21 protein-coding genes and 2 pseudogenes are annotated in these 25,388 nt (G+C 71.6%); 13 read left to right on the top strand and 10 right to left on the bottom strand.

Features of this window, described 5'->3' with window-relative positions; all coding sequences use genetic code 11:
- Positions 1-3: 3 nt before the first annotated feature.
- Positions 4-798, bottom strand: coding sequence for an SGNH/GDSL hydrolase family protein (locus tag ACQPXS_RS12730; protein ID WP_351804017.1), 795 nt, complete (start codon positions 796-798; stop codon positions 4-6).
- A 277-nt stretch (positions 799-1,075) separates the two neighbouring features.
- On the opposite strand from ACQPXS_RS12730, the gene ACQPXS_RS12735 reads away from it, so the two are divergent.
- From ACQPXS_RS12735 to ACQPXS_RS12755, 5 genes are all read left to right on the top strand, one after another.
- Complete coding sequence (locus tag ACQPXS_RS12735; protein ID WP_433449295.1) at positions 1,076-1,474, top strand: hypothetical protein; 399 nt, start codon at positions 1,076-1,078, stop codon at positions 1,472-1,474.
- 368 nt (positions 1,475-1,842) lie between these two features.
- Entirely contained in the window at positions 1,843-2,664 is an 822-nt protein-coding gene (locus ACQPXS_RS12740; protein ID WP_351804013.1) for a glycosyltransferase family 2 protein, read from the top strand.
- Positions 2,661-3,674, top strand: a complete 1,014-nt coding sequence (locus ACQPXS_RS12745; RefSeq protein WP_433449296.1) for a glycosyltransferase family 2 protein — start codon at positions 2,661-2,663, stop codon at positions 3,672-3,674. Before ACQPXS_RS12740 ends, ACQPXS_RS12745 begins: the two co-directional genes overlap by 4 nt.
- Positions 3,667-4,467, top strand: coding sequence for a polysaccharide deacetylase family protein (locus tag ACQPXS_RS12750; RefSeq protein WP_433449297.1), 801 nt, complete (start codon positions 3,667-3,669; stop codon positions 4,465-4,467). The genes ACQPXS_RS12745 and ACQPXS_RS12750 overlap by 8 nt, the downstream gene beginning before the upstream one ends.
- A complete protein-coding gene (locus tag ACQPXS_RS12755; RefSeq protein ID WP_433449298.1) occupies positions 4,460-8,314 on the top strand; it encodes a polysaccharide biosynthesis C-terminal domain-containing protein in 3,855 nt (1,284 codons plus the stop codon). Before ACQPXS_RS12750 ends, ACQPXS_RS12755 begins: the two co-directional genes overlap by 8 nt.
- Before the next feature lie 15 nt (positions 8,315-8,329).
- On the opposite strand, the gene ACQPXS_RS12760 is transcribed toward ACQPXS_RS12755, so the two are convergent.
- Positions 8,330-9,748, bottom strand: coding sequence for a GH39 family glycosyl hydrolase (locus ACQPXS_RS12760; protein ID WP_433449299.1), 1,419 nt, complete (start codon positions 9,746-9,748; stop codon positions 8,330-8,332).
- 130 nt (positions 9,749-9,878) lie between these two features.
- Here ACQPXS_RS12760 and ACQPXS_RS12765 point away from each other — a divergent pair, with 130 nt between their 5' ends.
- The gene (locus tag ACQPXS_RS12765) at positions 9,879-10,988 is read left to right on the top strand and encodes a DUF5925 domain-containing protein (RefSeq protein ID WP_433449300.1); all 1,110 of its coding nucleotides are present in this window, start codon (positions 9,879-9,881) and stop codon (positions 10,986-10,988) included.
- 15 nt (positions 10,989-11,003) lie between these two features.
- Complete coding sequence (locus ACQPXS_RS12770) at positions 11,004-11,774, top strand: DUF72 domain-containing protein (protein ID WP_433449301.1); 771 nt, start codon at positions 11,004-11,006, stop codon at positions 11,772-11,774.
- Positions 11,775-11,806: 32 nt separating this feature from the next.
- On the opposite strand, the gene ACQPXS_RS12775 is transcribed toward ACQPXS_RS12770, so the two are convergent.
- The gene (locus ACQPXS_RS12775) at positions 11,807-12,178 is read right to left on the bottom strand and encodes a GntR family transcriptional regulator (protein ID WP_365330207.1); all 372 of its coding nucleotides are present in this window, start codon (positions 12,176-12,178) and stop codon (positions 11,807-11,809) included.
- Between the two features lie 71 nt (positions 12,179-12,249).
- Between ACQPXS_RS12775 and ACQPXS_RS12780 the strand changes: the two genes are divergently transcribed.
- Both ACQPXS_RS12780 and ACQPXS_RS12785 read left to right on the top strand, forming a co-directional pair.
- On the top strand, positions 12,250-13,179 hold the full coding sequence (locus ACQPXS_RS12780; protein WP_433449302.1) for a GNAT family N-acetyltransferase: 930 nt from the start codon (positions 12,250-12,252) through the stop codon (positions 13,177-13,179).
- Complete coding sequence (locus ACQPXS_RS12785; RefSeq protein WP_433449303.1) at positions 13,160-13,660, top strand: DUF402 domain-containing protein; 501 nt, start codon at positions 13,160-13,162, stop codon at positions 13,658-13,660. Before ACQPXS_RS12780 ends, ACQPXS_RS12785 begins: the two co-directional genes overlap by 20 nt.
- Before the next feature lie 29 nt (positions 13,661-13,689).
- Here ACQPXS_RS12785 and ACQPXS_RS12790 read toward each other — a convergent pair whose 3' ends face one another.
- Positions 13,690-14,313, bottom strand: a complete 624-nt coding sequence (locus ACQPXS_RS12790; protein WP_433449304.1) for a class I SAM-dependent methyltransferase — start codon at positions 14,311-14,313, stop codon at positions 13,690-13,692.
- A gap of 112 nt (positions 14,314-14,425) precedes the next feature.
- Between ACQPXS_RS12790 and ACQPXS_RS12795 the strand changes: the two genes are divergently transcribed.
- Entirely contained in the window at positions 14,426-14,560 is a 135-nt protein-coding gene (locus ACQPXS_RS12795) for a hypothetical protein (protein ID WP_351803991.1), read from the top strand.
- 16 nt (positions 14,561-14,576) lie between these two features.
- Here the strand turns inward: ACQPXS_RS12795 and ACQPXS_RS12800 are convergent, their stop codons facing one another.
- On the bottom strand, positions 14,577-15,035 hold the full coding sequence (locus ACQPXS_RS12800) for a GNAT family N-acetyltransferase (protein ID WP_433449305.1): 459 nt from the start codon (positions 15,033-15,035) through the stop codon (positions 14,577-14,579).
- 65 nt (positions 15,036-15,100) lie between these two features.
- A complete protein-coding gene (locus ACQPXS_RS12805) occupies positions 15,101-15,439 on the bottom strand; it encodes a hypothetical protein (RefSeq protein ID WP_433449306.1) in 339 nt (112 codons plus the stop codon).
- Between the two features lie 299 nt (positions 15,440-15,738).
- Here ACQPXS_RS12805 and pknB point away from each other — a divergent pair.
- Positions 15,739-17,109 (top strand): annotated as a pseudogene (pknB, locus tag ACQPXS_RS12810) (Stk1 family PASTA domain-containing Ser/Thr kinase); the annotation flags it as partial.
- A 770-nt stretch (positions 17,110-17,879) separates the two neighbouring features.
- Positions 17,880-18,912, top strand: a pseudogene (locus ACQPXS_RS12815) (lytic polysaccharide monooxygenase auxiliary activity family 9 protein).
- Here ACQPXS_RS12815 and ACQPXS_RS12820 read toward each other — a convergent pair.
- Positions 18,905-19,768 carry an esterase/lipase family protein gene (locus tag ACQPXS_RS12820; RefSeq protein ID WP_433449307.1) on the bottom strand — a complete coding sequence of 288 codons (864 nt, stop codon included), beginning with the start codon at positions 19,766-19,768 and terminating at the stop codon, positions 18,905-18,907. The pseudogene ACQPXS_RS12815 and the gene ACQPXS_RS12820 overlap by 8 nt on opposite strands.
- Positions 19,769-19,935: 167 nt before the next feature.
- Entirely contained in the window at positions 19,936-20,382 is a 447-nt protein-coding gene (locus ACQPXS_RS12825; protein ID WP_365334275.1) for a MarR family winged helix-turn-helix transcriptional regulator, read from the bottom strand.
- Positions 20,383-20,469: 87 nt separating this feature from the next.
- Here ACQPXS_RS12825 and ACQPXS_RS12830 point away from each other — a divergent pair, with 87 nt between their 5' ends.
- Positions 20,470-20,844, top strand: a complete 375-nt coding sequence (locus ACQPXS_RS12830) for a cupin domain-containing protein (protein WP_433449308.1) — start codon at positions 20,470-20,472, stop codon at positions 20,842-20,844.
- Here the strand turns inward: ACQPXS_RS12830 and ACQPXS_RS12835 are convergent.
- Entirely contained in the window at positions 20,822-21,835 is a 1,014-nt protein-coding gene (locus ACQPXS_RS12835) for a DNA polymerase Y family protein (RefSeq protein WP_433449309.1), read from the bottom strand. The two genes, ACQPXS_RS12830 and ACQPXS_RS12835, sit on opposite strands and share 23 nt — an antisense overlap.
- A complete protein-coding gene (locus ACQPXS_RS12840; protein WP_433449310.1) occupies positions 21,832-25,332 on the bottom strand; it encodes a DNA polymerase III subunit alpha in 3,501 nt (1,166 codons plus the stop codon). The genes ACQPXS_RS12835 and ACQPXS_RS12840 overlap by 4 nt, the downstream gene beginning before the upstream one ends.
- Between the last annotated feature and the right edge of the window lie 56 nt (positions 25,333-25,388).

The following is a 25,388-nucleotide window of genomic DNA, read 5'->3' on the forward strand; positions in this document are numbered from 1 at the left end:
GGGTCACGCGTTGTTCGTGAACACCGGCAGATAGCCGCCGGAGTGGCCGGCCGCGGTGGGGTGGTACGACTCGCCGATGTCGAGCCAGTTGACGCTGTGCAGCCAGGAGGCGCCGGAGCAGATCTCGTGGGTGGAGAACGCGGAGCGGACGTCGCCGAAGACGAAGCCGTGGGCCTGGGCGCGTTTCTGGATGGCGGCGTCCATGTAGTCGGCCGCGCCGTTGATGGCGGACCGCTTGGTGTCGGAGAGCCCGAGACAGGTCTGGCCGAGCAGGTAGAAGCGGGGGTAGCTGAGCACGACCACCCGGGCGTTGGGCGCCTTGGCGCTGATCGCGTTGTAGACGGTGTCGAGCTTGCCGGGGAGCGTGGAGTCGACGTACGCCTCGGCGGTGGCGATCCTGGACAGGCAGGCGCTGTCGGACTGGATCACACAGGTCGTCATGACGTCGGAGAATCCGGCGTCGTTGCCGCCGATGGTGATGGACACCAGTGAGGTGGAGGAGTTCAGGGAGCCGAGCTGGTTCGCCATCACGTCGTCCGTCGTGGCGCCCGAGCAGGCGTTGAACGCGAACGAGGACGGGCTGTGGGCGGCGTTCCACAGGTACGGGTAGGCCTTGGTGCTGCGGTCGCAGGAACCGCTGGAGCTGATGTAGCTGCCCGCGCCGACTCCGGAGGAGTAGGAGTCGCCGAGGGCCACGTAGCCACCGGTGGCGGCGGTCGCGTGGCCGGCTCCCGTGAGACCGAGGCCGGCGGCGAGGAGGAGCGAAGTAACGAATCCGGTAAGTCGGGAACGTCTCATGGAACCTCCTTTAGCAGGATCTCTGCCACAACTGTCGTAGCAACTACGCGTGTTGACGGGAAGTGTCCATGCCAAGACTTTTCCGGCCTCAACGGGATCAACGCGAAACGTTCACCGCTCATCCGGTGTGCATGCGTGCGAGGGTCGTTGACAGGGCGTCAGTGACCGGCAAAGGGGGGAATGAATGTTTAAAGACGGATCGTCCGTCTTGACGCCCTCCCGGGGGCTGGGCCACATTGAAGCCCGACATCAGGCGCGTCGGGGGGCAAAGTCGCCAATGCAGACCATACGCATCAAGACATCTTCATTGCCGCTGCTCGCGGGGGGCGCGACCGCGGCGGCACTGACCGGCGCGCTGCTCGCACTCATCGATTCCCCTTCTCCGCTGCGCGGCCCGTGCACCCTGCTCTTCCTGTTCGCGGCGCCGGCCGTGGCGCTCGCCGCGGCACTGCGCGGGCTGGATCCCTTCGGCCGTGTGCTCTGCGCGCTTGCGGGCTCGGTCGTCGTCAACATGCTGGTTGCCCAGGGCATGCTCGCGGTCCACCGCTGGTCGGTCCGCGGCGGGGTGGTCGCGGTGACCGTGCTGAGTCTGCTGCTTCTGCTCCTCGCCGTGATCCGGGAACGAATTTCCGGAAAAGGCACACAAGACCGAGCAACACCGGCCAAAGTTGTGTAACGGTCAAACCAACAAAACCGTGAGGCAGCCCCCAGGGGTTGCCTTTAGGGTTCAATCGTCAATACCGTCGTACATCTCACCCGCACCGGCACGTCGGCACTCGGCACCAGGGGAGGGCTCAGGGGCCGCGACGTCCACCGGCGCGGGGCGCGGTAGGGGGGTGCCGTGCTCGGTGACCGCAACTGTGACCGAGTCGTGCCGCGCGACCGGCTGCCGTCTTTCTCCGGCGGACCGGCCAGCTTTGCCAGCTCATCGGCGTGCACGGAGACCAGTTCACCGCGCCGAAGATGAGAACCCCCCTTTCGAACCGGACACAGAGCCGGGCCGCCCGGGGGTGGGCGGTCCACCGGACGAGAGGGAAAAGACCCATGAGTTCCGTCCTGCGCCCGCCTAGTTCGGGGCAAGATCCTTTAATCGCCGCGCACTACCGGCCGATCTCGTCCCACCTGGCGATCACTCCGCCGGTGAGCGTGGTCATTCCCGCCATGAACGAGGCGGAGAACCTGCCCTACGTCTTCAAGACGCTCCCGGACTGGATACACGAAGTCGTGCTGGTGGACGGCAATTCCACGGACGACACCGTCGAAGTGGCCCGGTCCCTGTGGCCGGACGTCAAGGTCGTCGAACAGCGCGGCAGGGGCAAGGGGGATGCCCTGATCACCGGGTTCGAGGCCTGCAGCGGCGACATCATCGTGATGGTCGACGCGGACGGCTCGGCCGACGGCGGCGAGATCGTGAGCTATGTCTCCGCCCTGGTCTCCGGCGCCGACTTCGCCAAGGGCTCGCGCTTCGCCAACGGCGGCGGCACCGACGACATGACCTTCATCCGCAAACTCGGCAACTGGGCGCTGTGCACCGTCGTCAACCGCAAGTTCGGCGCCCGCTACACCGATCTCTGCTACGGCTACAACGCGTTCTGGCGGCACTGCCTGGACAAGATCGACCTCGACTGCACCGGCTTCGAGGTCGAGACGCTGATGAACATCAGAGTGGTCAAGGCCGGCCTGAAGGTCCAGGAGATCCCGAGCCACGAGTACCTCCGCATCCACGGCACCAGCAATCTGCGGGCCGTGCGCGACGGGTTCCGGGTGCTCAAGGTCATCCTCGGGGAACGCTCCAACCGGCGTGAGCTGCGCCGTCAGGAACGCCACTCGCCGATGCTCGACACGGTCCGGGGAGAGGTGTCTTGACAGATCCCGGCATCTCCGTCGTGATCTGCGTGTACACCGAGGACCGCTGGGAGGACATCCTCGCGGCGGTCTCCTCGGTGCGCGCGCAGTCGTACCCGGCGCTGGAGACGCTCCTGGTCGTGGACCACAACCCGGCCCTGAGGGACCGGCTGGAGCGCGAGTACAAGGAGACCGGCGGCGTCCGGGTGCTGGCCAACGCGGGCCCGCGCGGCCTGTCCGCCGGCCGCAACACCGGTATCGCCGCCTCCCACGGCGAGGTCATCGCCTTCCTGGACGACGACGCCGTGGCCGAACGCGACTGGCTGCGCCGCTTCGCCGAAGGCTACGCCGACCCGCGTGTGATGGCGGTCGGCGGCCGTACGGTGCCCGTCTGGGCCTCGGGCCGGCGGCCGGCCTGGTTCCCGGAGGAGTTCGACTGGGTGGTGGGCTGCACCTACAAGGGGCTGCCGCCGGGCCGGGTCCGGGTGCGCAACGTGCTCGGCGGAAACGCCTCCTTCCGGCGTACGGCCTTCGCGGCGGCGGGCGGATTCGCGACCGGCATCGGCCGCGACGGCGACCGCCGCCCGCTGGGCTGCGAGGAGACGGAGCTGTGCATCCGGCTCACCCGCGCCCGCCCCGACGCCGTCCTGCTCATCGACGACCGCGCGGTGATCCACCACCGGGTGCCCGAACCCCGCGAGCACTTCGCCTACTTCCGCACCCGCACCTACGCCGAGGGCCTGTCCAAGGCGCTGGTCGCGAAGAGCGTCGGCCCGGACAAGGGCCTGGAGTCCGAACGCCGGTACACCACCAGGGTGCTGCCCGCGGGGGTCGCTCGTGGCCTGCGGGACGCCCTGCTGGCCCGGCCGGGCGGCGCCGGACGCGCGGGCGCGATCCTCGCCGGGGTGCTGAGCGCCGCCGGCGGCTACGCGCTCGGCAGCCTGCGGGCGCGGCGGGGCGGTACGACGTTCTCGGTGGCGCCGATCGAAGGGGGCACAGGTGAGCGGACCGAAGGGGGCACAGGTGAGTGACACTCCCGTACCGATCCTGATGTACCACTCCGTCGCCACCGCACCCAACGACGCCACCCGTGCCCTGTCGGTCGCGCCGGAGGCGTTCGCGGAGCAGATGGCGCTCATCGGCGACCTGGGTCTGACCCCGGTCGGCACCGCCGACCTCGCGGGACGCTGGCGCTCCGGGCGCCCGCTGCCGGCCCGGCCGGTGCTGATCACCTTCGACGACGGCTACGAGGGCGTGCACCGGCACGCCCTGCCCGTCCTCGCCAAGCACGGCTTCCCGGCCACCCTGTTCGTCTCCACCGGCTGGATCAGGGGCGCGTACGACACCGGGGGCGGCCTCGACACCATGCTCGACTGGCGGCAGGTGCGCGAACTGGCCGCCGCCGGCGTCGAGATCGGCGGGCACAGCCACACCCACCCCCAGCTCGACCAGCTGGACGACGGCGCGCTGCGCACGGAACTGATCCGCTGCACGGAGATCGTCACCGACGAACTCGGCGCGCGGCCGGTGTCCTTCGCCTACCCCTACGGTCACTCCGACCGCAGGGTCCGCCGGGCCGTGCGCGAGCACGGGTACGGCCAGGCCCTGGCCGTCGGCAACGGTCTCGCCCGCCGTCGCCAAGGGCCGTACGCGCTGCAGCGGGTCACGGTCCGGCGCACCACCGGCGCGGAGGAGTTCGAGCGGCTGCTCCACGGCCGGGCCCTCGCCCGCACCTTCGCCAGGGACCGCGCCCTCACCAAGGGCTACGCCCTCGTCCGCAGAGCCCGTCAGGTCCGCCGGAAGGCCATCCGTTCCCGTGTCTGACACGACCACCACCACGACCGAGTCCACGACGACCGGCGCCGAGACGCCCCGGAAGTCCGGGCGCCGCCTCCGGCTGCCCGGAACCGGCCGGTCCTCCGGCGGCAGCCCGCTGTTCCGCAACGCCTACGCGCTGATGCTCAACACCGGCATCTCCGCCGTCCTCGGACTCGGCTTCTGGCTGGCCGCGGCACGCTACTACTCCGATTCGGCGGTCGGGCAGGGCTCGGCCGCCATCGCCGCCATGAAGTTCCTCGCCGGGCTGACCGCGGTGACCCTGACCGGTGCCCTGGCCCGCTTCATCCCGGTCGCCGGGCACCGCACCGGCAAACTCATCTTCCGTACCTACGCGGGCAGTTCGCTGCTGGTGGCGCTCGCGGCGGGGGTCTTCCTGCTGACCCTGGACACCTGGGGGCCGTCGTACCGCTTCCTGCACGGGACGGTCAACGGGCTCGGGTTCATCGCGGCCGTCGTCGCCTGGAACGTGCTCACCCTGCAGGACGGGGTGCTGACCGGGCTGCGCAGCGCGACCTGGGTGCCGGTCGGCAACACCGTGTTCTCGGCGGTGAAGCTGGCCCTGCTCGTCGCGTTCGCCGTCGCCATCCCGACCACCGGTGTCTTCGTGTCCTGGGTGGCCGCGATCGCCACCTCGGTGGTGCCGCTGGGCTGGCTGGTGTTCCGGCGGCTGGTGCCCCGGCACGTCAGGACGACCGAGGGACGCGCCGAGCCACCGACGCTGAAGCAGGTCGGCAGGTTCCTGGCCGGGGACTACACCGGTTCGCTGTTCTCGCTCGCCGTGATCTACCTGGTCCCGGTGATCGTCGCCGCGCAGGTCAGCTCCGCCGAGAACGCCTACTTCTACATCGCCACCACCATCGGCGGCACCACCGACCTGCTCGCCATCAACATGGGCGCGTCCCTCACGGTCGAGGGCTCGCACGACCCGGGACGGCTGGCCGCCAACACCCGGGCCGCGCTGAGGCGGATGGCCCGGATCATGCTGCCGATCGCGGCCCTGTGGATCATCGGCGCGCCCTGGATCCTCGGCGTGTTCGGCTCGGGCTACGCGCACGCGGCGACCCCGCTGCTGCGCTGGCTCGCGGTCGGCTCGGTGCTGCGGGTCGTGATCGAGACGTACTTCGCGGTGCTGCGGGCGCGCAGCCGCACCGCCGGACTCGCCTGGCTGCAGGGCCTGCTGTGCGTGCTGACCCTCGGCCTGACCCTGCTGCTCCTGCCCCGGATGGGGCTGACCGGCGCGGGTCTCGCCGAGGCCGCCAGCCTGGCGGTGATCGCCGCGATCGCCGCGCCGAGGCTCTTCAGGACGATCCGTACCGCGGCCGACGCCGTGCCCGACACGGCGGCACCCGACGGGGACCTCGCCGACCTCGGGGCGCGCGAGGCCCGCGAGCTCCCGGCCGCCGCCCCGGCGCGCCGGCACAGCCCGGCCTGGGCGCTGGACTCCGACACCCTCGCGCTCGGCGTGCACGTCGACTTCGACCACGTGGAACGCCGTCCGGACGTCCGCCCGGGACCCGGCACCCCGCCCGCCGGTACGCCGGTGCTCCCGCCCGCGCGTCCGGTGGGGCTCCCGGTGGAGGAGCGGGAGCCCGGCAGCGAGGCCTCACTGGGTCCCGCCGAGGCCGAACTGCTGCGGGAGGCGGAGGCGGCGGAGGTCGACGCGCCGTTCACCGAGGAGGAACTCGACGCGTCCGTCGGCGGGATCGACTCCAGGCTGGACATCGACGCGCCTCTCGCGCAGGAGCCGGCGGACCCCGCCGTACCGGACGAGCCCATGCCCGACGAACCGCCCGCCCCGGTGTCGCTCCGGCAGCGGCTGCTGCCCACCCGCACCGGTGTGGTCCTCGGCTGTCTGCTGATCGCCGCGCTGCTGCTGTACTGGGTGCCCGCGCTCCGGCTCGACGAGGCCGACCTCGACCGGATGGGCGGGCTCGGGCTGGTCTCGGTGCTGCCGCTGCCGACGCTGGTCGGAGCGGCCCTGCTGGTGACCGTCTTCGCCGCGCTGCTCTGGCTGCGCCGCGAGCACCGGGCGCTGCTGCTGCTCACCCTGCTGGCGACCGTCGTGTCGCTGCACGCGCTGCCCGCGGTGATCGAGACCGAGCCGCGCTTCCCGACGGCCTGGCAGCACCTCGGGTTCATCGACTACATCGACCGCACCGGGTCCGCCGTGCCGGACCTGGACGCCCGCTGGAGCTGGCCGGGCTTCTTCGCGGTGGCCGCGTTCGTCGGCCGGGCCTGCGGGGTCACCGACTTCACCGAGGTCATCCGCTGGTGGCCGACGGCCGTCCAACTCGCCTATCTGGCACCGGTGTTCCTGCTCACCCGGTCCCTGCGGGCGAGCTGGCGGGCGAAGTGGACCGGCGTGTGGCTGTTCGTGCTGTGCGGCTGGGTGGGCCAGGACTACTTCTCCCCGCAGGGCTTCACCTACCTGCTGTACCTGATGTTCGTGGCGATCCTGCTGGTCTGGTTCCGCCCGCCGCGCGTGATCTGGACGAAGTTCCGCCCGGGCGAGGCCGAGGTGGAACCGGCCGACCGCCGCCGGCGGGCGGTGCTGCTGCTGGTGCTGATCGGCCTGTACGCGGCGAGCGTGCCCGCGCACCAGCTCACCCCGTTCGTCATGCTCGGCGTGCTCGCCGCCCTGGTCCTGCTCGGCCGCTGCGAACTGCGCGGGCTGCCGCTGCTGTTCGCGGTGCTGGTCGCGGTGTGGGTGGGCTTCATGGCCGAGCCGTACTGGTCCGGGCACTTCGACGACCTGTTCGGCGGGGTCGGCGGCGTCGGCAGCAATGTCTCCACGTCCGTCTCCGGCCGGATCCAGGGCGGCAGTTCGACCCACAAGCTGGTGCTGTACACCCGGGTGCTGCTGGCCGGCTCCGTGCTGGCCCTCGCCTGCTGGGGCTGGTGGCGCCGGCGCTTCCACCGCTACCGCGAACGTTCGCTGCTGGTGCTCACCTTCGTGCCGTTCCTGGGCTTCGGCATGCAGTCGTACGGCGGCGAGATGGCGCTGCGCGTCTTCATGTTCGCGGTGCCCGGCGCGGCCCTGCTCGGCGCCCTCGCCCTCTTCCCGCGCACCGGCGTCACCGAGAAGGAACGCGAGAAGGACCGGGTCAGCCTCGCCCCGCTGGCCGCGCTGCTGGCCGGACTGCTGCTGATGGGCGGCTTCCTGGTGGCCCGCTGGGGCAACGAGCCCTTCGAGCGCACCCGGCCCGGCGAGGTCGCCGCCATGAACTGGGTGTACGCCCATGACAAACCGACACTGCGGCTGCTGTGGCTGACCCAGGACACGGTCAACGACGTGACCCCGGCCATGCCCTGGGGCGCGAAGGACATGGAGCGGGTGAACTACGTGCCCACTTTGGCCCCGACCGACCCGGTGCTGGTGTCCGGCCTGGTCAAGGCGCTCAAGGACGCCGGCTTGAACTCGTATCTGATGATCAACCGCAGTCAGGTGACCTATCTGCAGCTGGACGCGGGCTACTCCGCGACCTGGGAGCCCCGGCTGATCGAGAACCTGGACAACCGGCAGGAGCTGAGGAAGGTCCTGGTCAACGACGACGTCACCCTGTTCGCGCTGCGCGAGCGGCCGGCCGGCGCGGTGCCCAGGCCGCATCCGGGACCGATCGGGCCCCAGGTGACCTGGACCCCGTGGTCGGTGGTCGGCGCGCTGGCCGCCGTCGTGCTGATCCTGCTGCTGGCCGGCCGGGAGGTCGTACGCGTCGCGGTCCCGCCCGGGGTACGTCAGCTGCGGCTGCTGCAGGGCGCGTTCTGGTTCTCGCTGCCGCTGCTGGCGGTGGTGCTGGCCTCGCTGGTGCAGCGGTTCCTGACCATGAAGTGAGGGCGGCTCGGCCGGTCAGCGGTCGAGCCACTTCAGTTCGTACGCACGCAGGTCGAACCGCTTGCCGTCGACCTGTGCGCTGATGGTCCGGTCGAGGGTGTTGACCACCAGGACGGTCCTGCTGTCGGCCAGGACCCGGACGTTGGGCACGTCGTCCGCCGCGACCTGGACCGTCTCGTACCTGGTGCCGGGCGGGAACGCCTTGGCGAACCGGGACACCAGGTCGTACATGGGCAGGGCCCTGCCCCCGTCGGAGCCGTCGGTGGGCGTCCACAGGCAGCCGGCGCAGCCGGTGCCCGTCTTCTCCTCCGGGTTCCAGTAGAAGCCGGACCCGGCGCCGCCCTTGACCATGGCGATCATCCCGGTGGCCTGTACGGCGACGCGGTGCTGCTCGGACCAGCCCTTGCGGTCGTCGTTGCCGTCGCCGGGCTCCACGTAGTACTCGGCCCACCACAGCGGCAGGCCGTGGGTCTGCCGCCGTACCCAGGCGCTGACCGCCGTCAGCTTGTCGGTGGCCGCGAACTCGTCGGGCAGCATCTCGTCGTCGCGGGTGTAGCTGGAGCCGTCGACCACGGTGAAGTCGGCGCCCGCCTTGTGCGTGTTCCAGTAGGAGAAGGCGTCGAGCACCCGCTGGTCCATGGCGCCCCAGGGCCCCTTCAGCGCGGTGGAGGCGTCCTGGTCCCGCGGGTCGACGCTGTCCATCACCAGGTAGGGCCCGCCGACCATGATGTCCTGGTCGACCTTCTTCAGCGCCCGGTACACGAGGTTGTACAGCTTCGTGTACCCCTCGTAGTCCCAGCGGGACTTGGCGTCGTTCCAGAAACCCTTGAACTCGTTCCAGACGATGAAGTGCTTCACGTCCGGGTAGCGCCGGGCCACGGTGGCGGCGAGGTCGGCGAAGTCCTGGTAGTGGTCGGGGGTGGGCGCCGTCTCCAGGGCGGCCTGGCTCCAGTTCGTGTTGTCGGCCCCGGCCTTGCCGCCCTTCATCCAGTCCGGGGAGCAGCACAGGGTGATCACCGGGGTGCCGCCGGAGGCGCGCATGAAGTCGACACGGCGGTCGAGGGCGCCGAAGTCGTAGTGCCCCCGCACCGGTTCGGGATTGTCGGCGCCCCAGCCCATGATGTGCTGGTTCTGCGCCAGCCCGGCGTCCTGTCCGAGCAGGTGCCTCACCCGCGCGGTGGCCGCGCCGGCGCCTTCGTCGGCGCTGTACTGGGTGTGCGTGAACCCCCAGCCGACGTACGGCTCCGGCTTCGCGCCGGGACGGGCGGGGGTGCCGTGCACCTTGTCGCCGTCACGTGTGGTGCCGGCCGTACTGGGCCCGTCGGACAGCGTGCTGAACAGGGTCACCGCGAGGGCCAGCGCGGCGACGCCCACACCGAGCAGGGCGGTGAGCCGCCACCGCCGAGTATCCGAATCCCACCCATGACGTCCCATCGGGGACAACAGTAACGGCGGAGGCAACGCCTCCGGCAGCTCTCGGGAACACCCGGAACAGTCTTGGAACACCCGGAACAAGGGGAGGAAATGCCGTGCGCCGAGCGCATCCGTGCCGGATCATGGCCGCATGTCTGCGAACCCACACGACGCTCTGCCGATCCGGCTCAACGTCGACGACTCCGACTCGCCGTCCGACGTCGTCGACGCGCTGTTCCTCGGCCGCTTCGCGACGGGCGAGCAGCCGTTCTCGCACGCGGCGAACATCGACCGGGTCCGCTCCGGCGCGACCCTCGTGCCCGACGGCGCCCGGGTGCTGCGCGTCGCCCGGGACGACGACCGCAGCGCCACCCTCGCCGAGGGCGACGGCTGGACCCTGCTGGTCTCCCGCTGGAACCGCGGCGCGGACGTCACGGTGACCGCGACCAGCGCCGAACTGGCCAAGAAGGTCCTCGACCAGGCCACGGACGGCGCCGCCGACGAGCCGGAGCCCCAGCCCGAGAACGTCACGATGGGCTTCTGGTACGTCTCCCCCAGGCGCGGCCCGCACCGCACCACCCGGCAGATCTCCGCGGGCACCTGGGAGGAGGTCCGGCCCAACTACACGGCCCCCGTGGCCGAGGCCATGGACCGCCTGATGAAGACGACCCCGGAGGACATCGCGGGCCGCCTGCTCCTCCTCCACGGCCCTCCGGGCACCGGCAAGACCTCCGCCCTGCGCACCCTGGCCCGCTCCTGGCGCGACTGGTGCCAGGTGGACTGCGTCCTGGACCCCGAGCGCCTCTTCTCCGACGTCGGCTACCTGATGGACATCGCGATCGGCGAGGAGGACGGCCCCGGCAAGGGCCGCTGGCGGCTGCTGCTGCTGGAGGACTGCGACGAGCTGATCCGGGGCGAGGCCAAGCACACCGCGGGCCAGGCCCTGTCCCGGCTGCTGAACCTCACCGACGGCCTGCTCGGCCAGGGCCGCAACGTCCTGGTCGGCGTCACCACCAACGAGGACCTGGAGCGCCTGCACCCGGCCGTGGTCCGCCCCGGCCGCTGCCTGGCCCGTATCGAGGTGGGCAAGCTGACCCATCGGGAGGCGGTGAACTGGCTCGGCGGCGACGCCGACGGCCGGGAGGACGCCGTCGGGCGGGAGGGGGCGACGCTGGCCGAGCTGTTCGCGCTGCGCCGGGGCACGGCACCGACCTCGGTGCCGGGGGCGCGGGACGGCGCGGACGCGGGCCTGTACCTGTAGTGCTTTGATGGTGCTGTGACCTTGTTCGTCGGCACCTCCGGGTGGCAGTACCAGGACTGGCGGGACCTCGTCTATCCGGCCGGGGTCCCGGCGCGGCTGTGGCTGGAGGAGTACACGCGCCTGTTCGCGACGGTGGAGATCAACAACGCGTTCTACCGTCTCCCCTCCCGCGAGAACTTCGAGGCGTGGCGGGACCGGGTCCCGGAGGACTTCGTGGTCGCGGTCAAGGCCAGCCGCTATCTGACCCACATCAAGCGCCTGAAGGACCCCGAGGAACCGGTCCACCGCCTGATGAGCCACGCGGCGGGCCTCGGCGACCGCCTGGGCCCGGTCCTGCTCCAGCTGCCCCCGACCCTGCGCGCGGACCCGGAACTGCTGGACGCCTGCCTGGCCCGCTTCCCGTCCGGTACGCGGGTCGCGGTCGAGCCGCGTCACGACTCCTGGTGGACGCGGAAGGTACGGGACGTCCTGTCGGCCCGGGGCGCGGCCCTGTGCTGGGCGGACGTCCTGGCCCGCCCGGTCACCCCGCTGTGGCGCACCACCGACTGGGGTTACGTCCGCTTCCACCAGGGCCGCGCCCACCCCTGGCCGCGCTACGGCAAGCGGTCCCTGGAGACGTGGGTGGACCGCATCGCGACGACCTGGGAGCGTGGGGAGGACGTGTACGCGTACTTCAACAACGACCCGGGCGGGGCGGCCGTACGGGACGCGGTGGCGTTCGGGAGGGCGGCGGACCGGGCGGGCCTGCGGGTGACGCGCATTCCGGAGCCGGCGAGCCTGCGCTGACCTCTCCCGTGGCGAAGGTGCCGGGACTCTCCTCAGCCCCCTTCGTAGGCCGCCCGCAGGGCATCGCGCACGGCGGCCGACGCCGCGTCCTCGGTCAGCCCGAGCCGCCGGGCACGCTCGGCGTACGCCTGAGCCGCCAGGGAGGCCTCGCGTTCCGCGGCCGAGCCGGCGGCGGCCACGAACGTGCCGTTGCGCCCCCGCGTCTCGATCACCCCGTCGCCCTCCAGCGCCCGGTACGCCTTGGCCACCGTGTTCACCGCGAGGCCCAGGGACTCGGCCAGCCCCCGCACGGTCGGCAGCCGGTACCCCACCGGCAGCGCCCCGGACCGCGCCTGCTCGGAAATCTGCGCCCGCACCTGCTCGTACGGGGGCGCGCTGTCGTCGATGCGGATCTTCAGGTTCACGGGGCGATTGTCGCGCACCCGCCGGAAAATGAGAGGCATCCCCGGCGCGTACCGCCGTACGGTGCATCCCCATGACTGTGATCGTGCGCGACCTCCGCCCCGGCGTCCCGGCCGACACCGAAGGCTTCGTCCGGGTCCGCCATCTCGCCCTTCCGTACATCCTGTTCACCTCGGACTCGATCCGTCACGACGCCCTCCACATGCCGCCCGAGGCGCGCTACCGCCCGCTGGTCGCGGAGGAGGACGGCGAGGTGATCGGCACCGCCCAGGTCCACCTGGCCCACGACAGCGTCGAGCCGGGCCAGGGCCTGGTGAACATCTACGTCCGGCCGGACCGGACCGGTCGCGGCGCCGGCGGGCTCCTGCTGCGGGCGGCCGAGGAGCACCTCATCGCCCAGGGAGCGACCAGGCTGCTCGGCTGGGTCCTCGACGAACCGGCCAACCGCGACTTCGCCGAACGCCACGGTTATCGGGGCAGCCGGTCCGCCCACTTCCTGCGCCTCGGCCTGGCGAGCGCCTCCCTCCCGCCCGTCCCGCCGACCCCGCCGGGCGTCGAGCTGCGCACGGCCGCGGAGTTCGCGGCCGACCCGCGCCCGCTGTTCGAGCTGGACGCGGAGACGATGCTGGACGAACCGGGGGACGTCGACCACGAGTTGACCGACTACGAGGCCTGGGTCGAGCAGTACTGGAAGCATCCGCTGCTGGACCGCGACCTGACGGTGGCCGCGTGTGTCGAGGGCCGGCCGGTCGCCTTCAGCGTGGCCTACACCGACGGCGGCACCCGCTACGTCTCCGCGATGACCGGCACCGCACAGTCCCATCGCGGGCGCGGCCTGGCCAAGCTCGCCAAGATCCACTCCCTGCACCGGGCCCGGGCGGCCGGCATCACCGAGGCCTTCACGGGCAACGACACCGGCAACGGCCCCATGATCGCGATCAACAAGTGGCTCGGATACGAGATCTGCGCCACGGAGGTGCGTTATGTCCGCGAACTCGGCTGAACCGACGGCCCGGCTGGACGTCGTCCTGGTCAAGGCCGGCCGGACGAAGATCCGTTACCCGGCCGAGCTGCTCGATGACGACGGCACCCGCATCGCCGTACGCGCGCCCTGGGCGGGCTCCGGCGTCCGCGACTTCGGCTTCGTGCGCTTCGAGGCGGGCGACGTCTTCACCGAGTACTACTGGCGCGACCGCTGGTACTCGGTGAAGGAGGTGCGCGCCGCCGACGGCACCGTGAAGGGCTGGTACTGCGACATCACCAGGCCGGCGGTCCGTACCGATGGTGAACTGGTCGTGGAGGACCTCGACCTGGACCTGTGGCGGTCCGCCGACGGCAGGGACGTACGGCGGCTGGACGAGGACGAGTTCGCGGAGAGCGGCCTTGCGGAGACGGACCCCGGGGCCGCGTCCGCCGCCGTGGCCGCACTCGACGAACTGGAGGCACTGGCCCGCACCGGCGGCTTCCACCGGTTGCTGACCTGACACCCCCGGTCAGAGGGGCGCCCCCTGCCTCACACCCCCGCGACCACCGCGTACCGCTCGTCCTCCACCGGCTTCCCCCACAACAGCGAGTCGTCGGACAGTCGCTCCACGCGCACGTCCGGGCTCAGCGGTGCCAGGAGTGCGGTGAGGCGGTCGGCGGGGATTCCCGTGGGGTGCAGGGTTCCCCACACGCCCTCGATCAGCACGAAACGGCCCCCGGGGCGCAGAAGGTCCCGCCAGTGCCGCACGGCCCGGCCGGGCTGCGGCAGAGTCCACAGGACGTGCCGTACCAGGACGACGTCGAAGCGCTGCTCCCCCACCGGTGGAGCGGCCGCTTCTCCGCGTAGGACCACCGCGTCGCGCCCGGCGAGCTTGGCGCGGGCCCGCTCGACCATGGCCGGGGACGAGTCGACGCCCGTCACCCGGTGTCCCTGTTCGGCGGCGAGGAGCGACAGGCTGCCGGTGCCGCAGCCGAGGTCGAGGACGTCGGCGGGGCGCTCGGGCAGCCAGGAACGGAGCCGGTCCGCCCAGGCCGCGCGGGTCTCGGGGTCGCGCAGGCCGTGGTCCGGCTCGTCGTCGAAGGCGCCGGCCTCGGCGTCCCAGTCGACTTCCGGGGTACTCGTCGCACCTGTGTCGTCATTCACGTCCGTCATGCCCCAAGAGTGACAGCCGCCACTGACAACCCGGCTCCGATGAGGAACTCTCGCCAAAAGCGTCTACCACCGTGACAACACGGAAACACGGTAGGCACTGAAGGAGGCAGCCATGCGCCGCGTAACCGTGCAGAAGCCCCTGAAGAAGACGGACGGCCGCCGAATCCGCGAAGAGGCCGACGACAACCCCGCGAAACGTCCCGAGGTGCGCAAGGACATCGCGCGCACCTGGTGGCCCGACGGCTGACCCCGCCAGGGCCGTTTCAGTCCAGCCGCTTGCGGTAGTGGATCCGGTCGTAGGGGCCGTCGACACGGCGTTCCACGACCTCGTATCCGTACTTCGGATAGATCTCCTGGTTCTCCCACATCAACGCGTTCGTGTAGAGCCTGATCTCGCCGAGGCCCAGCTCACGCGCGCGTGCCTCGACGAAACGCAGCAGCCGCCGTCCGACGCCCGTGCCGTGGGCGTCGGGGTGGACGGCGATGCTGTCCAGGAAGAGGTGGCCGGCGAACGCCTCGATCACGACCAGCCCGTCGACGGGCTCTCCGGTGACGAACACCTTCCCGGCGGCCACGTTCGCGGCGTGGTCCGCCTCCATGGGCTGCGGCACCACACCGATGCGCTCGATGTAGGGGCGGTAGGCGGCGTCCGTCACGGCCGCGACGGCCGGCACGTCCTCGGCGCGGGCCGGCCGCACCCGCTCCGGGATCTCCTCGATCATGGACGCACGCTATCCGCCCGAGCCCGGCACGGGCACCCCTTGGTCAGCGGGGGCGGCCCGCGCCGTCAGGAGCCGGCGGCGGACAGGTGGCGGGCCGATTCGGCGGCCGGGCGCCGCATGACCGTGCGGCTGGCGCGCCGCATGGTGGTCCGTACGACGGGGGCCGCCCGCCGGCCGGCCGGCGGGCGCGCACCCAGGCGTACGTGAATGAGACGCGGCTCCCGCCGGCGGGCAGCGGGTCGATGACGTAGGTGATGCCGTAGGCCCGGCGCCCGGCCGACCGCGCTGACGTTGTGTTCGACGACGCGCCGCGACGCCTCGGCCTCGACGACCTCGATGGTGACGTCGGTCCGCAGCGCCAAGTCCCCGCCGGAGAACACCCAGCCAGGGGTGCCAGGAGCCACGGCCGATGGGGATGTCCGGGGTTCATCGCCTCCCAGCTCAACCCATGGGCCGGAAGCCTGCCGAGCGGTAAGCGGAAGGCTTCCGAGATGTCCCGCCTCGCCACGCGCTGTGCCGGAGGCTCTGCCTGATCACCGGGGCGAGCCGAACGGTGGAGGCCGGGCTAAGATCGCGCCATCGCCGTTGCGGTCACCGCACGTCGAAGCGATTGGCGAGGGCTTCATCGCCTCCCTGAACCCAGTTGGCCGAAGGTTCGGGCTCCGGGAGGCTCCGTAAAGGGGAGAGGCAGGGGGGGCTCACCATGGAAGAGCCGCGTCGCCATGGCGGCCGGTACGAGCTGGGCACGATACTCGGCCGTGGTGGCATGGCCGAGGTCCATCTCGCCCATGACATCCGCCTGGGCCGCACTGTCGCGGTGAAGACGCTGCGGGCGGACCTCGCCCGCGATCCGTCGTCCCAGGCCCGGTTCCGCAGGGAGGCCCAGTCAGCCGCCTCGCTCAATCATCCCGCGATCTGCGCGGTCCACGACACCGGCGAGGACTTCGTCGACGGCGTCTTGATCCCGTACATCGTCATGGAACACGTGGACGGCTCGACCCTGCGCGAGCTGCTGCACAGCGGTCGCAAGCTGCTGCCCGAGCGCGCCATGGAGATGACCGTCGGCATCCTCCAGGCGCTGGATTACTCCCACCGCAACGGCATCGTCCACCGGGACATCAAGCCCGCCAACGTGATGCTCACCCGCACCGGCCAGGTGAAGGTGATGGACTTCGGCATCGCGCGCGCGATGGGTGGCTCCGGCATGACGCTGACGCAGACGGCCGCGGTGATCGGCACCGCACAGTACCTCTCGCCGGAACAGGCGATGGGCCAGACCGTTGACGCCCGCTCCGACCTGTACTCCACCGGCTGCCTGCTCTACGAACTGCTCACCGTTCGGCCGCCCTTCATCGGCGACTCCCCGGTCGCCGTCGCCTACCAGCACGTACGCGAGGCCCCGCAACCGCCGAGCTTCTTCCATCCTGAGATCCCGCCCGAGGTGGACGCGATCGTCCTGAAGGCGCTGACCAAGGATCCTGGCTACCGCTACCAGTCCGCCGACGAGATGCGCGCGGACATCGAGGCGCACCTCGACGGCCGGCCGGTCGCCGCCATGGCCGCGCTCGGCGCCGTCGGATACGGGTACGGCGGCTACGCGGACAGCGCACCGACCACCGCCCTGCCGACGCTGCAGCAGCCGCGTCCCGCGCTTGTCCAGCAGCCCCCGCAACCATCTGGCTACAGCGACGACGGCGGCCGCCCGGGCGGCGCCGGCTTCGACGCCGGGTACGCCGATCCGGCACCTGCCGGAGACCGGCGTCTGTCGCGGGCCGCGCTCATGGGCATCGGCGTGGCCGGCCTCGCTCTGATCGGCATTGTCGTGGGCAACACGCTGGACGTCGGCGGCAACGACCAGCAGCCGACCGCCGACACCTCCGCCACCTCGAGCAGCGGCCAGTCCGGGACGGACACCGCGCAGGCCCAGGCGAAGTCGCTCGACGCGCTGCTGCAGTCGAGCAAGAGCAGCCGCACGGCGGTGATCGGCGCGGTCGCCTCCATCAAACAGTGCAGCGACCTCGCTGGTTCGGCGACCGACCTGCGCACCGCCGCGAGCCGGCGCGACGACCTGGTCACCAAGCTCTCCCAGCTCACCTTCGACAAACTACCCGATCACGGCGACTTGGTGGCCCAGCTCACCACGGCCTGGAAGGCGTCCGCCGCCGCCGACAACCACTACGCCGCCTGGGCCGACCAGGCGGCCGGCGCCAGCGGCTGCCATAACGGCCACGCGACGAAAACCGACCAGACCGACCAGGGCAACGCGGCCAGCGACCAGGCGACCCGCGCCAAGAAGAAGGCTGCCGCCCTGTGGAACCCCATAGCGCGGCAGTACGGTCTCCCGCAGCGCCAGTTCAACGAGCTCTGAGCCGCCGGCCGCGGCACCGAGCAGACCGTATGAACCGAGCCGGTCGCCGAGACGACAGGACAGGTTCGGGCCGCTGTGGTGAGGCTCGGCGCAAGGGCGCATGGTGGGCGCTTCTGGCGCATGTCATCGGTGGCAGCACGCTTGAGACATCGTCTGGACGGTTCCCCGGTGCACGCGCTGGCGCGAGCCAATCGGGGAGCCGTCCGGGGCGTCCGACTGCGAACGAACCTGAACGGGCGCGGACAGTCACGCTGCTCGGGCGCTGGTGGACCACCGGGTTCCTCCCCCTCTTCCTGAGCCCCCGGTTAGTCCGGCCTTAACGGCACCATAAGGATCTCCTCCGTCCGCCTCCGGCAGGCGATTTCGCGGTTTCTTGGGGCTAGTTTCGGATCACCCCCTACGGGTTCCACCCGAGTTCCCCCGGTTCCCCCCGGAGTTCCGACCCCACCGATGGACCGTTTGCCGAGGAGTTCCGCATGCCCGTTCGCGCCCGTCGTAGGGCCGCCGTCGTCGCCGTGCTCGGTCTGCCGCCCCTCGCGCTGACCGTGCTCGCCGCCTCTCCGGTGTCCGCGCACGGTTCGATGGGCGACCCCGTCAGCCGGGTCTCGCAGTGCTACGCGGAGGGTCCGGAGAGCCCGAAGTCGGCCGCGTGCAAGGCGGCCGTGGCGGCCGGCGGCACGCAGGCGCTGTACGACTGGAACGGCATCCGGATCGGTGACGCCGCCGGGCAGCACCGGAAGCTGATCCCGGACGGCAAGCTGTGCAGCGCGAACAACGAGGAGTTCAAGGGCCTCGACCTGCCCCGCGCCGACTGGCCGGCGACGAACGTGCACAGCGGGCCGTACACCTTCAGGTACCGGGTGACGGCGCCGCACAAGGGCACCTTCAACGTCTATCTCACCAAGCCCGGTTACGACCCCGCCAAGCCGCCGGCCTGGTCCGAGCTGGACCTGGAGCACCCGGTGGCGACGGTCACGGACCCGGTCGCCGCGGGCGGTTTCTACACGTTCTCCGGCACGCTTCCCCAGCGGACCGGCCGGCAGCTGCTGTACGCGATCTGGCAGCGCTCGGACAGCCCGGAGGCGTTCTACTCCTGCTCGGACGTGGACTTCGGCGGCACCGGCACGGGAAGCGCGGGCGGCGGCCCCGCCCCCCACGGCTTCCGCGCCCTCCGACCGGCAGACAGCGGCCGGTGCCGACAAGTCGACGATGCGGCACCACGGTCACGTCGGCGACACCGCCGGCACGCCGGCCCGGCAGCCCTCGCAGCAGTCCTCGACCGCGCCCAACGAGCCCAAGGCGGCGGGTGCTTCGCACGGCCTCGCCGAGACCGGCGCCTCCGCCGGAACCGGCTACCCCGCGATCGGCGGTGCGGCGGCGCTGGCACTCGGTTCGGCGGCGCTGTTCCTGTCGGTGCGGCGGCGCCCGGCGGACGGGCCCACCGCCGCTGAGGTTCCGGGGCCTGTCCGGCGGCTCAGGCCGGACAGGCCCCGGCGGCGCGTCAGCTGAAGACGGACGCGCAGGTGGTGGCGGTGGCGTGGGGCGGGTCGAGCGCGTTGGTCACCTCGTGGAAGGCGATCCGGTCGAACAGGCCGATGGCGACGTGCTCGGAGAGGTCGAGCGGGCACAGGTCCTGGAGCAGGACGTTGTGGACGTCGGAGCCGCTCAGGTACTGGCTCTGCCAAGGGGTGGCCACCTCGTCGTACTTGGTGGCGATGACCGTGTAGTGCACTCCGGGGACGGTGTCGCCGCCCGCATTGAGCTTGGTGAGGAAGTCGGAGCCGGGGATCTGGTCGGCGAGACCGGGGGTGGTGGCCTTGACCAGGTCCGAGGCGCCGGGGAAGTACGGCAGCAGGTTGGTGAGGCCGCTCAGCGTGGCGCCGTGGTTGTCGGGAGCCAGGCCGACGAGGGCGTTCACCTTGCCGGCTCCGCCGAGGAACTTCAGGTAGTAGCGGGGCATCATGCCGCCCTGGGAGTGACCGACCAGGTCGGCCTTGGCGGCTCCGGTCGCGGCGAGCACCCTGTCCACGAAGGCCGACAGCTGGTCGGCCGACTTGTCGATGGGACCGAGGCCGTAGAAGAGGGGGACGCCGGTCAGCTGGCCGTAGTCGAGGGAGTAGACGCAGTATCCGCGGTCCTTCAGGTACGGGGCCAGGGAGAGCCAGTTGTCGACCGAGTTGCCCAGGGTGCCGTGGACCAGGACGACGGGGCGGGGGTGGGCGGCGGAGGGCTTGCAGGAGAAGTCGTTCCATCCACTGGAGGGGGCCGTGTCGGCGGCAGCGGCGGTGGCGGCGGGAACGGTGGCGACGGCGGCGGTGAGGAGCAGCGCGGCGAGCGGTCTGAGCGCTCGCTTCCAAGGCAGCATCGTGTGATCTCCTTGCGGCTCAAGGGAGGTGGGGGCCTTACCCTGTGATCCGGATCACGAGGATGCTGTTCATTCGTCAAGTTACGGGCGAGTAGCGCACGTGTGAAGTTACGCGTCAGTAAAAACTTCCAGTGATAACCGGAGCACCACCGGACCCTGACGGATCATCACCAGGCCGGCCTCACCGGACCATAGGGAGCGATCCGCGCCAAACGCTCCCCCAACACGCGCACTTCACCCTCGCCCAGCAGTTCGGCCCATCGCCCCACGACCTCGGCCGCCGCCGCCTCCGCCGCCCGGGTGCAGGCCCAGCCGCGCTCGGTCAGCACGACCAGCCGCGCCCGCGCGTCCCGCGGATGCGGCCGCCGCTCGGCGTACCCCTTCCGCACGATCTCGTCCACCAGCTGGCTCGCGGCCTGCTTGGTCACCCTGAGGTGCGCCGCGAGGTCGGTGACCGTGGCCCCGTCCGGGGCGAGCCGCGCGAAGGCGAAGCCGTGCGCCGGCCGCACATCGGCGAACCCGCGCGCCACCACCCCGTCATTGATGCGTTGCGTGAGGTCGCCGGCGGCGGCGAGCAGGGCGGCGGACAGGGCCATGGCTTCGGAGTTCTGCACGGAGGCATTGAAACACCGTTGACAAGTTGGTCAAGCAGCTTGACCATATAGTCAAGTCACTTGACCAGTTGAACGGAGAACACCGGCATGCCCGTCGTCCGCTCTTCCGAGGCCACGACCCATGAGATCCACGGCGCCCGCTTCGTCTCGTACGCCACCCCGCTCACCGGCAGCAAGGAACTCTGCGCCTGGCGCGGGGAGATCCCGGCCGGCACCAAGGCGCCCGCCCACACCGTCAACCGCGAGGAGATCTTCCATCTGCTCGTGGGCGAACTGCTGATCACCCTCGACGGCCGCACCGAGCGCATCGGCGCGGGCGACACGGTGATCGTCAACGCCGGTACGACCTTCGCCGTGGAGAACCCGGCCGATCACACCGCGCTGTCCTGGGTCACCACCTCCGTCGGCCTGCAGGCGGAGCTGGCCGACGGCACCCGCATCACGCCGCCCTGGGCCAACTGACCGACGTGGAGCCGCCACCACGCCCCAGCGCTCCCGGCATCACCGCCCTGGGCCCGAACTTCGCCCGCGCGCGGTCCGCGACCTCCTCGATACGGCGGACCCTCTCGTCCACGGGGTCGAAGGTGAGCTGGTAGGAGGCCTGGTCGGCGGGGGCCAGGCCCTCGGCGCGCAGGGCGAGCGCGCGGACCCGGGCGCGCTGCAGGCCGAGCGCCTCGTACATGCCGTAGGCCGCCCTGGTCAGGGCCGCCGAGTGCGCGGTCGGCTCCTTCAGGGTGCGGCTGCGGGTGGTGGAGGACCGGTCGGCGTAGCGCACGGTGAGGGTCAGGGTGCGGCAGACCTTCCGCACCGCGCGCAGCCGGGCGCCCAGCTCCTCGGCTGCGGACAGCAGCGCCCTGCGGTGCCGGCCGGGGTCCAGCTCGTCGAGGTCGAAGGCGCGTTCCGTGACCAGTGACCGCGATACGGAGTTCGGTACGACCCGCCCCCGGTCGATGCCGCTCGCCTTCTCGTGCAGCTCGCGGCCGGCCTTCGCGCCGATCAGCCGCTGGAGCGTGGACAGCGGCGCACCGGCGACCAGGCCCAGGGTGTCCAGGCCGTACTCGCTCAGGGTGCGGGCGGTCGCCGTGCCGACGCCCGGCAGCGCGGACACGGGCCGCTCGGCGAGGAACTCCGCGATGCCGTCCGGGTCCTCGGGCACGGCACACGTCACCCCGGGCCGGGCGTCCTGCAGCGCCACGCGGGCCAGCATCGGGCCGGGACCGGCGCCGATCACACAGTCGACGCCGTACAACGCGAGGGCCCGTACCCGGATCACGGAGGCCAGCTCCACCGCGCCGCGCCCGAAGTACCGCTCGGCACCGCGCAGATCGGCCAGCGCCCCGTCCGGCGGCAGCGCCTGAACGACCGGGGTGAAGTCCTCCAGCAATCCGAGCAGTCCCGGCAGGGCCGCCTCGTGCATCGGCGGCAGCTGGAAACGTAGGCAGAGGATGGTCATCCCGCACTCCCCGGACTCTGGTGCCACAACTTCCGTACGGCAGCAGGCCCTTGTGCGGCCTCCTGCCCCGCGGGCCGCAGGTCGGCCCACGGATGCATCTGGTATCCGGTCGGCAGCTGGATCCGCCGCCCACCGGTCGGATCGCCGCCCGCTCCCTCGGCCACGGGCTCCGCGAGCCGCGCCGCCACCTCGTCGAGACCGCCCTCGGCACGCAGTTCCACCAGCTCGGCGAGGTTCCAGGCGGCGGACCCCACCACGCTCAGACTGCGCGGACCACGCCGCTGCACCACTCCGCGCACCAGCAGCAGCCACGAGTGGAAGACGGTGTGGGCGCACGCGTCGTGCGAGTCGTCGAAGAACGCCAGGTCGACCAGCCCCGTGCCGTCGTCCAGCGTGGAGAAGATGACCCGCTTGCCGGAGCGGATCGGCGGGGTCTGGGTGGCCGCCTTGGCGCCCGCGACCAGCACGGTCTCGCCGTGCCGCGCCTCGCGCAGCCGGCGCGCGGAGACCACGCCCAGTTCCTTCAGGAACTCCCGGTGGTCGTCCATCAGATTGCGCGAGGCGTCCATGGACAGCACACCCAGCTCGGCGCTGAGCCGTTCCGCCGACGTCAGGTCCGGCAGCCCCGCCGGCGCGGTCTTCCGCCCGCCCGCTGGGGGCACCTCCCACACGTTAGGTAGTGGGGGAGGAAGCTGACCGCCGCCACCGCTCCGGGCACCCCGGTGCAGCTCGGTCAGGTGCAGTTGCAGATCGCGCCGGTTGGCGCCGAAGGCGTCCAACGCCCCCACCTGGGCGAGCCTCTGCGCCAGTGGCCGGCTCGGCCGCGCCCGCTCCCAGAAGTCCACCAGGGAGGAGTACGGCTGCCCGTCCGCGATCCTCTTCGCCTCGGCCTCGCTGATGCCGTGCACATCGGAGAGGGCGAGCCGCAGTCCCCACTCACCCGATTCAGACACCAGTTCGATCCGGTGGGCGACCCCTGACACGTTCACGTCCAACGGCAGGATCGGCACCCCGCGCCGCCGCGCGTCCGCCAGCAGCAGCCGCTTCGGATACATCCCGGGGTCGTGCGTGAGCAGCCCGGCGTAGAAGGCGGCCGGGTGATGGGCCTTCAGCCAGGCCGACTGGTAGGTCGGTACGGCGAAGGCGACGGCGTGCGCCTTGCAGAACCCGTACGACCCGAAGGCCTCCACGATCTCCCAGGTCCGCCGAATCGTTTCCGCGCTGTACCCCCGAGCCGCCGCCTGCTGTGCGAACCACACCTTGATCCGCCCCTGCGACTCCGGGTCGGACAGCCCCCGCCGCACCCGGTCGGCCTCGCCCCGCCCGCACCCGGTCATGATGGCGACGATGTCGATGACCTGCTCGTGGAAGACGACGACGCCGTACGTCCCGCGCAACGGCTCTTCCAGATCCGGATGCGGATAGCGCACCGGCGCACGCCCGTGCCGCGCCTCGATGAACGGCCGCACCATGTCGGCGGCGACCGGTCCGGGCCGGAACAGCGAGATGTCGACGACCAGATCATGAAAGGTGCTCGGCTGCAGCCGCCCCACCAGATCCCGCTGACCGGGCGACTCGATCTGGAAGCAGCCCAGCGTCTCGGTGGACCGGATCAACCGGTACGTCTCCGGATCCCCGGCCGGCAGCGCGTCCAGGTCGACCGGCTCGCCCGTCACCCGCTCCACCTCGGCGACCGCGTGCGCCATGGCCGACTGCATCCGCACGCCCAGCACATCGAGCTTGAGCAGCCCGAGGTCCTCCACGTCCTCCTTGTCGAACTGCGACATCGGCAGCCCCTCACCGCTGGTGGGCACCACCGGCGTACGGGCGAGAAGCGAGGCGTCGGACAGCAGCACCCCGCACGGATGCATGGCGATGCCGCGCGGCAGGGCATCGAGCGCCTCGACGAGCTCCCACAGCCTGCCGTACCGCTCCCCTTCCCGCTGAACCTCCCTCGCGAGCCGCTTCAGCTCGGGCAGCTCCTCCAGCGCGGCGCGCGCGTCCCGGGCCCGGATGTGCGGAAAGGACTTGGCCACCCGGTCGATCTCACCCGGATCCATGGACAGGGCGGCACCCACGTCCCGGATGGCATGGCGCACCCGATAGGTCTCCGGCATGGAGACGGTCGCCACCCGCTCCTCGCCGAACCGGTCGATGATCGCCCGGTAGACCTCCAGCCGCCGGGCGGACTCCACATCGATGTCGATATCGGGCAGCACCACACGCTCCTTGGACAGGAAGCGCTCCATCAGCAACCCGTGCTCGATCGGATCGGCGTGCGCGATACCCAGCAGATGATTGACGAGGGAACCCGCCCCGGAACCACGAGCGGCCACCCGGATCCCCATCCTCCGCACGTCGTCGACGACCTGAGCGACCGTCAAGAAGTAAGAGGCGAAGCCATGATGGGCGATGATGTCCAGCTCGTGGTGCATCCGCTCCCAGTACGCGCGCCGGCCGCCGTACCCGAGCCGCACCATCCCGGCCGCGGCCCGCGAGGCAAGGGCCCGCTGGGCGGTGCGCCGCCCGGCACCCACCAGATGCGCCTCGGGAAAGTGAACGGTCCCGATACCGAGATCCCCCTCGGGGTCGACCCGGCACTCGGCGGCCGTGGCCAGGGTCTGCTCCAGCAGCCGGCGGGCGGTGTCCCGCCGGTACCCGGCAGCCTCCACGACCCGCTCGGCGACCTGCAGCATGGCCTGCGCGTCCTTCAGCCAGGCCTCGCCGGAGTCCAGCTCCCCGCGCGGGTCGATCGGGACCAGCCGCCGCGCGGCGTCCAGCACATCGGCGACGGGCCCCGCCCCCGGATCGGCATACCGGACGGCGTTGCCGAGCACCGGCCGGATCCCCTGTTCGGCGGCGAACCCGACGGTACGGGCGGCCAGCCGCAGCGAGCCGGGCCCCGTACCCCCACGGCCGTGCCAGACGGTCTCCAGTCGCAGCGCGTCACCGTAGACCTCGCGCCAGGGGCCGAGCAGCCGCGCGGCCCGGTCGGGGCGTCCCGCGGCAAGCGCGCGACCCACGTCCGACTCCGGACCGAGCAGCACGGTCAGGCCGTCGCCGTGATTGTCCGGCCAGGGCAGCAGGGGCACACCCGCTCCCGCGTGCGCCGCCGTGACGATCCGGCACAGGTCGGCCCATCCCCGGGCGCCGTCCCGGGCAAGAAAGATCACACGAGGAGCCGACTCGTCCACGAAGGCCCCACCGCGCACCGGCACCTTCCGCCTCTCCCCCCGGCTCCGCTCGAGCGGGGGGACTCCCGCCCGGGGCACGGCCTCGGCCGCGCCCACCGCCAGATCCACCCCGAAGACCGGCCGCACCCCCACCCCGGCACAGGCCTTGGCGAAGCGCACCGCCCCCGCGACGGTGTCCCGATCGGTGAGGGCGAGCACGTCCATCCCCCGCTCCGAGGCACGCTCCGCCAGCCGCTCCGGATGGGATGCCCCGTACCTCAGGGAGAACCCGGAGACGGTGTGCAGATGCGCGAAGCCCGGCACGCGCACCTCCCGCAGTCGTGAGCCCCGAACAGCTCTCGAACATCAGTTCCCTACTT

The organism is Streptomyces sp. CA-142005 (genome assembly GCF_050942335.1).
Lineage (GTDB): Bacteria > Actinomycetota > Actinomycetes > Streptomycetales > Streptomycetaceae > Streptomyces.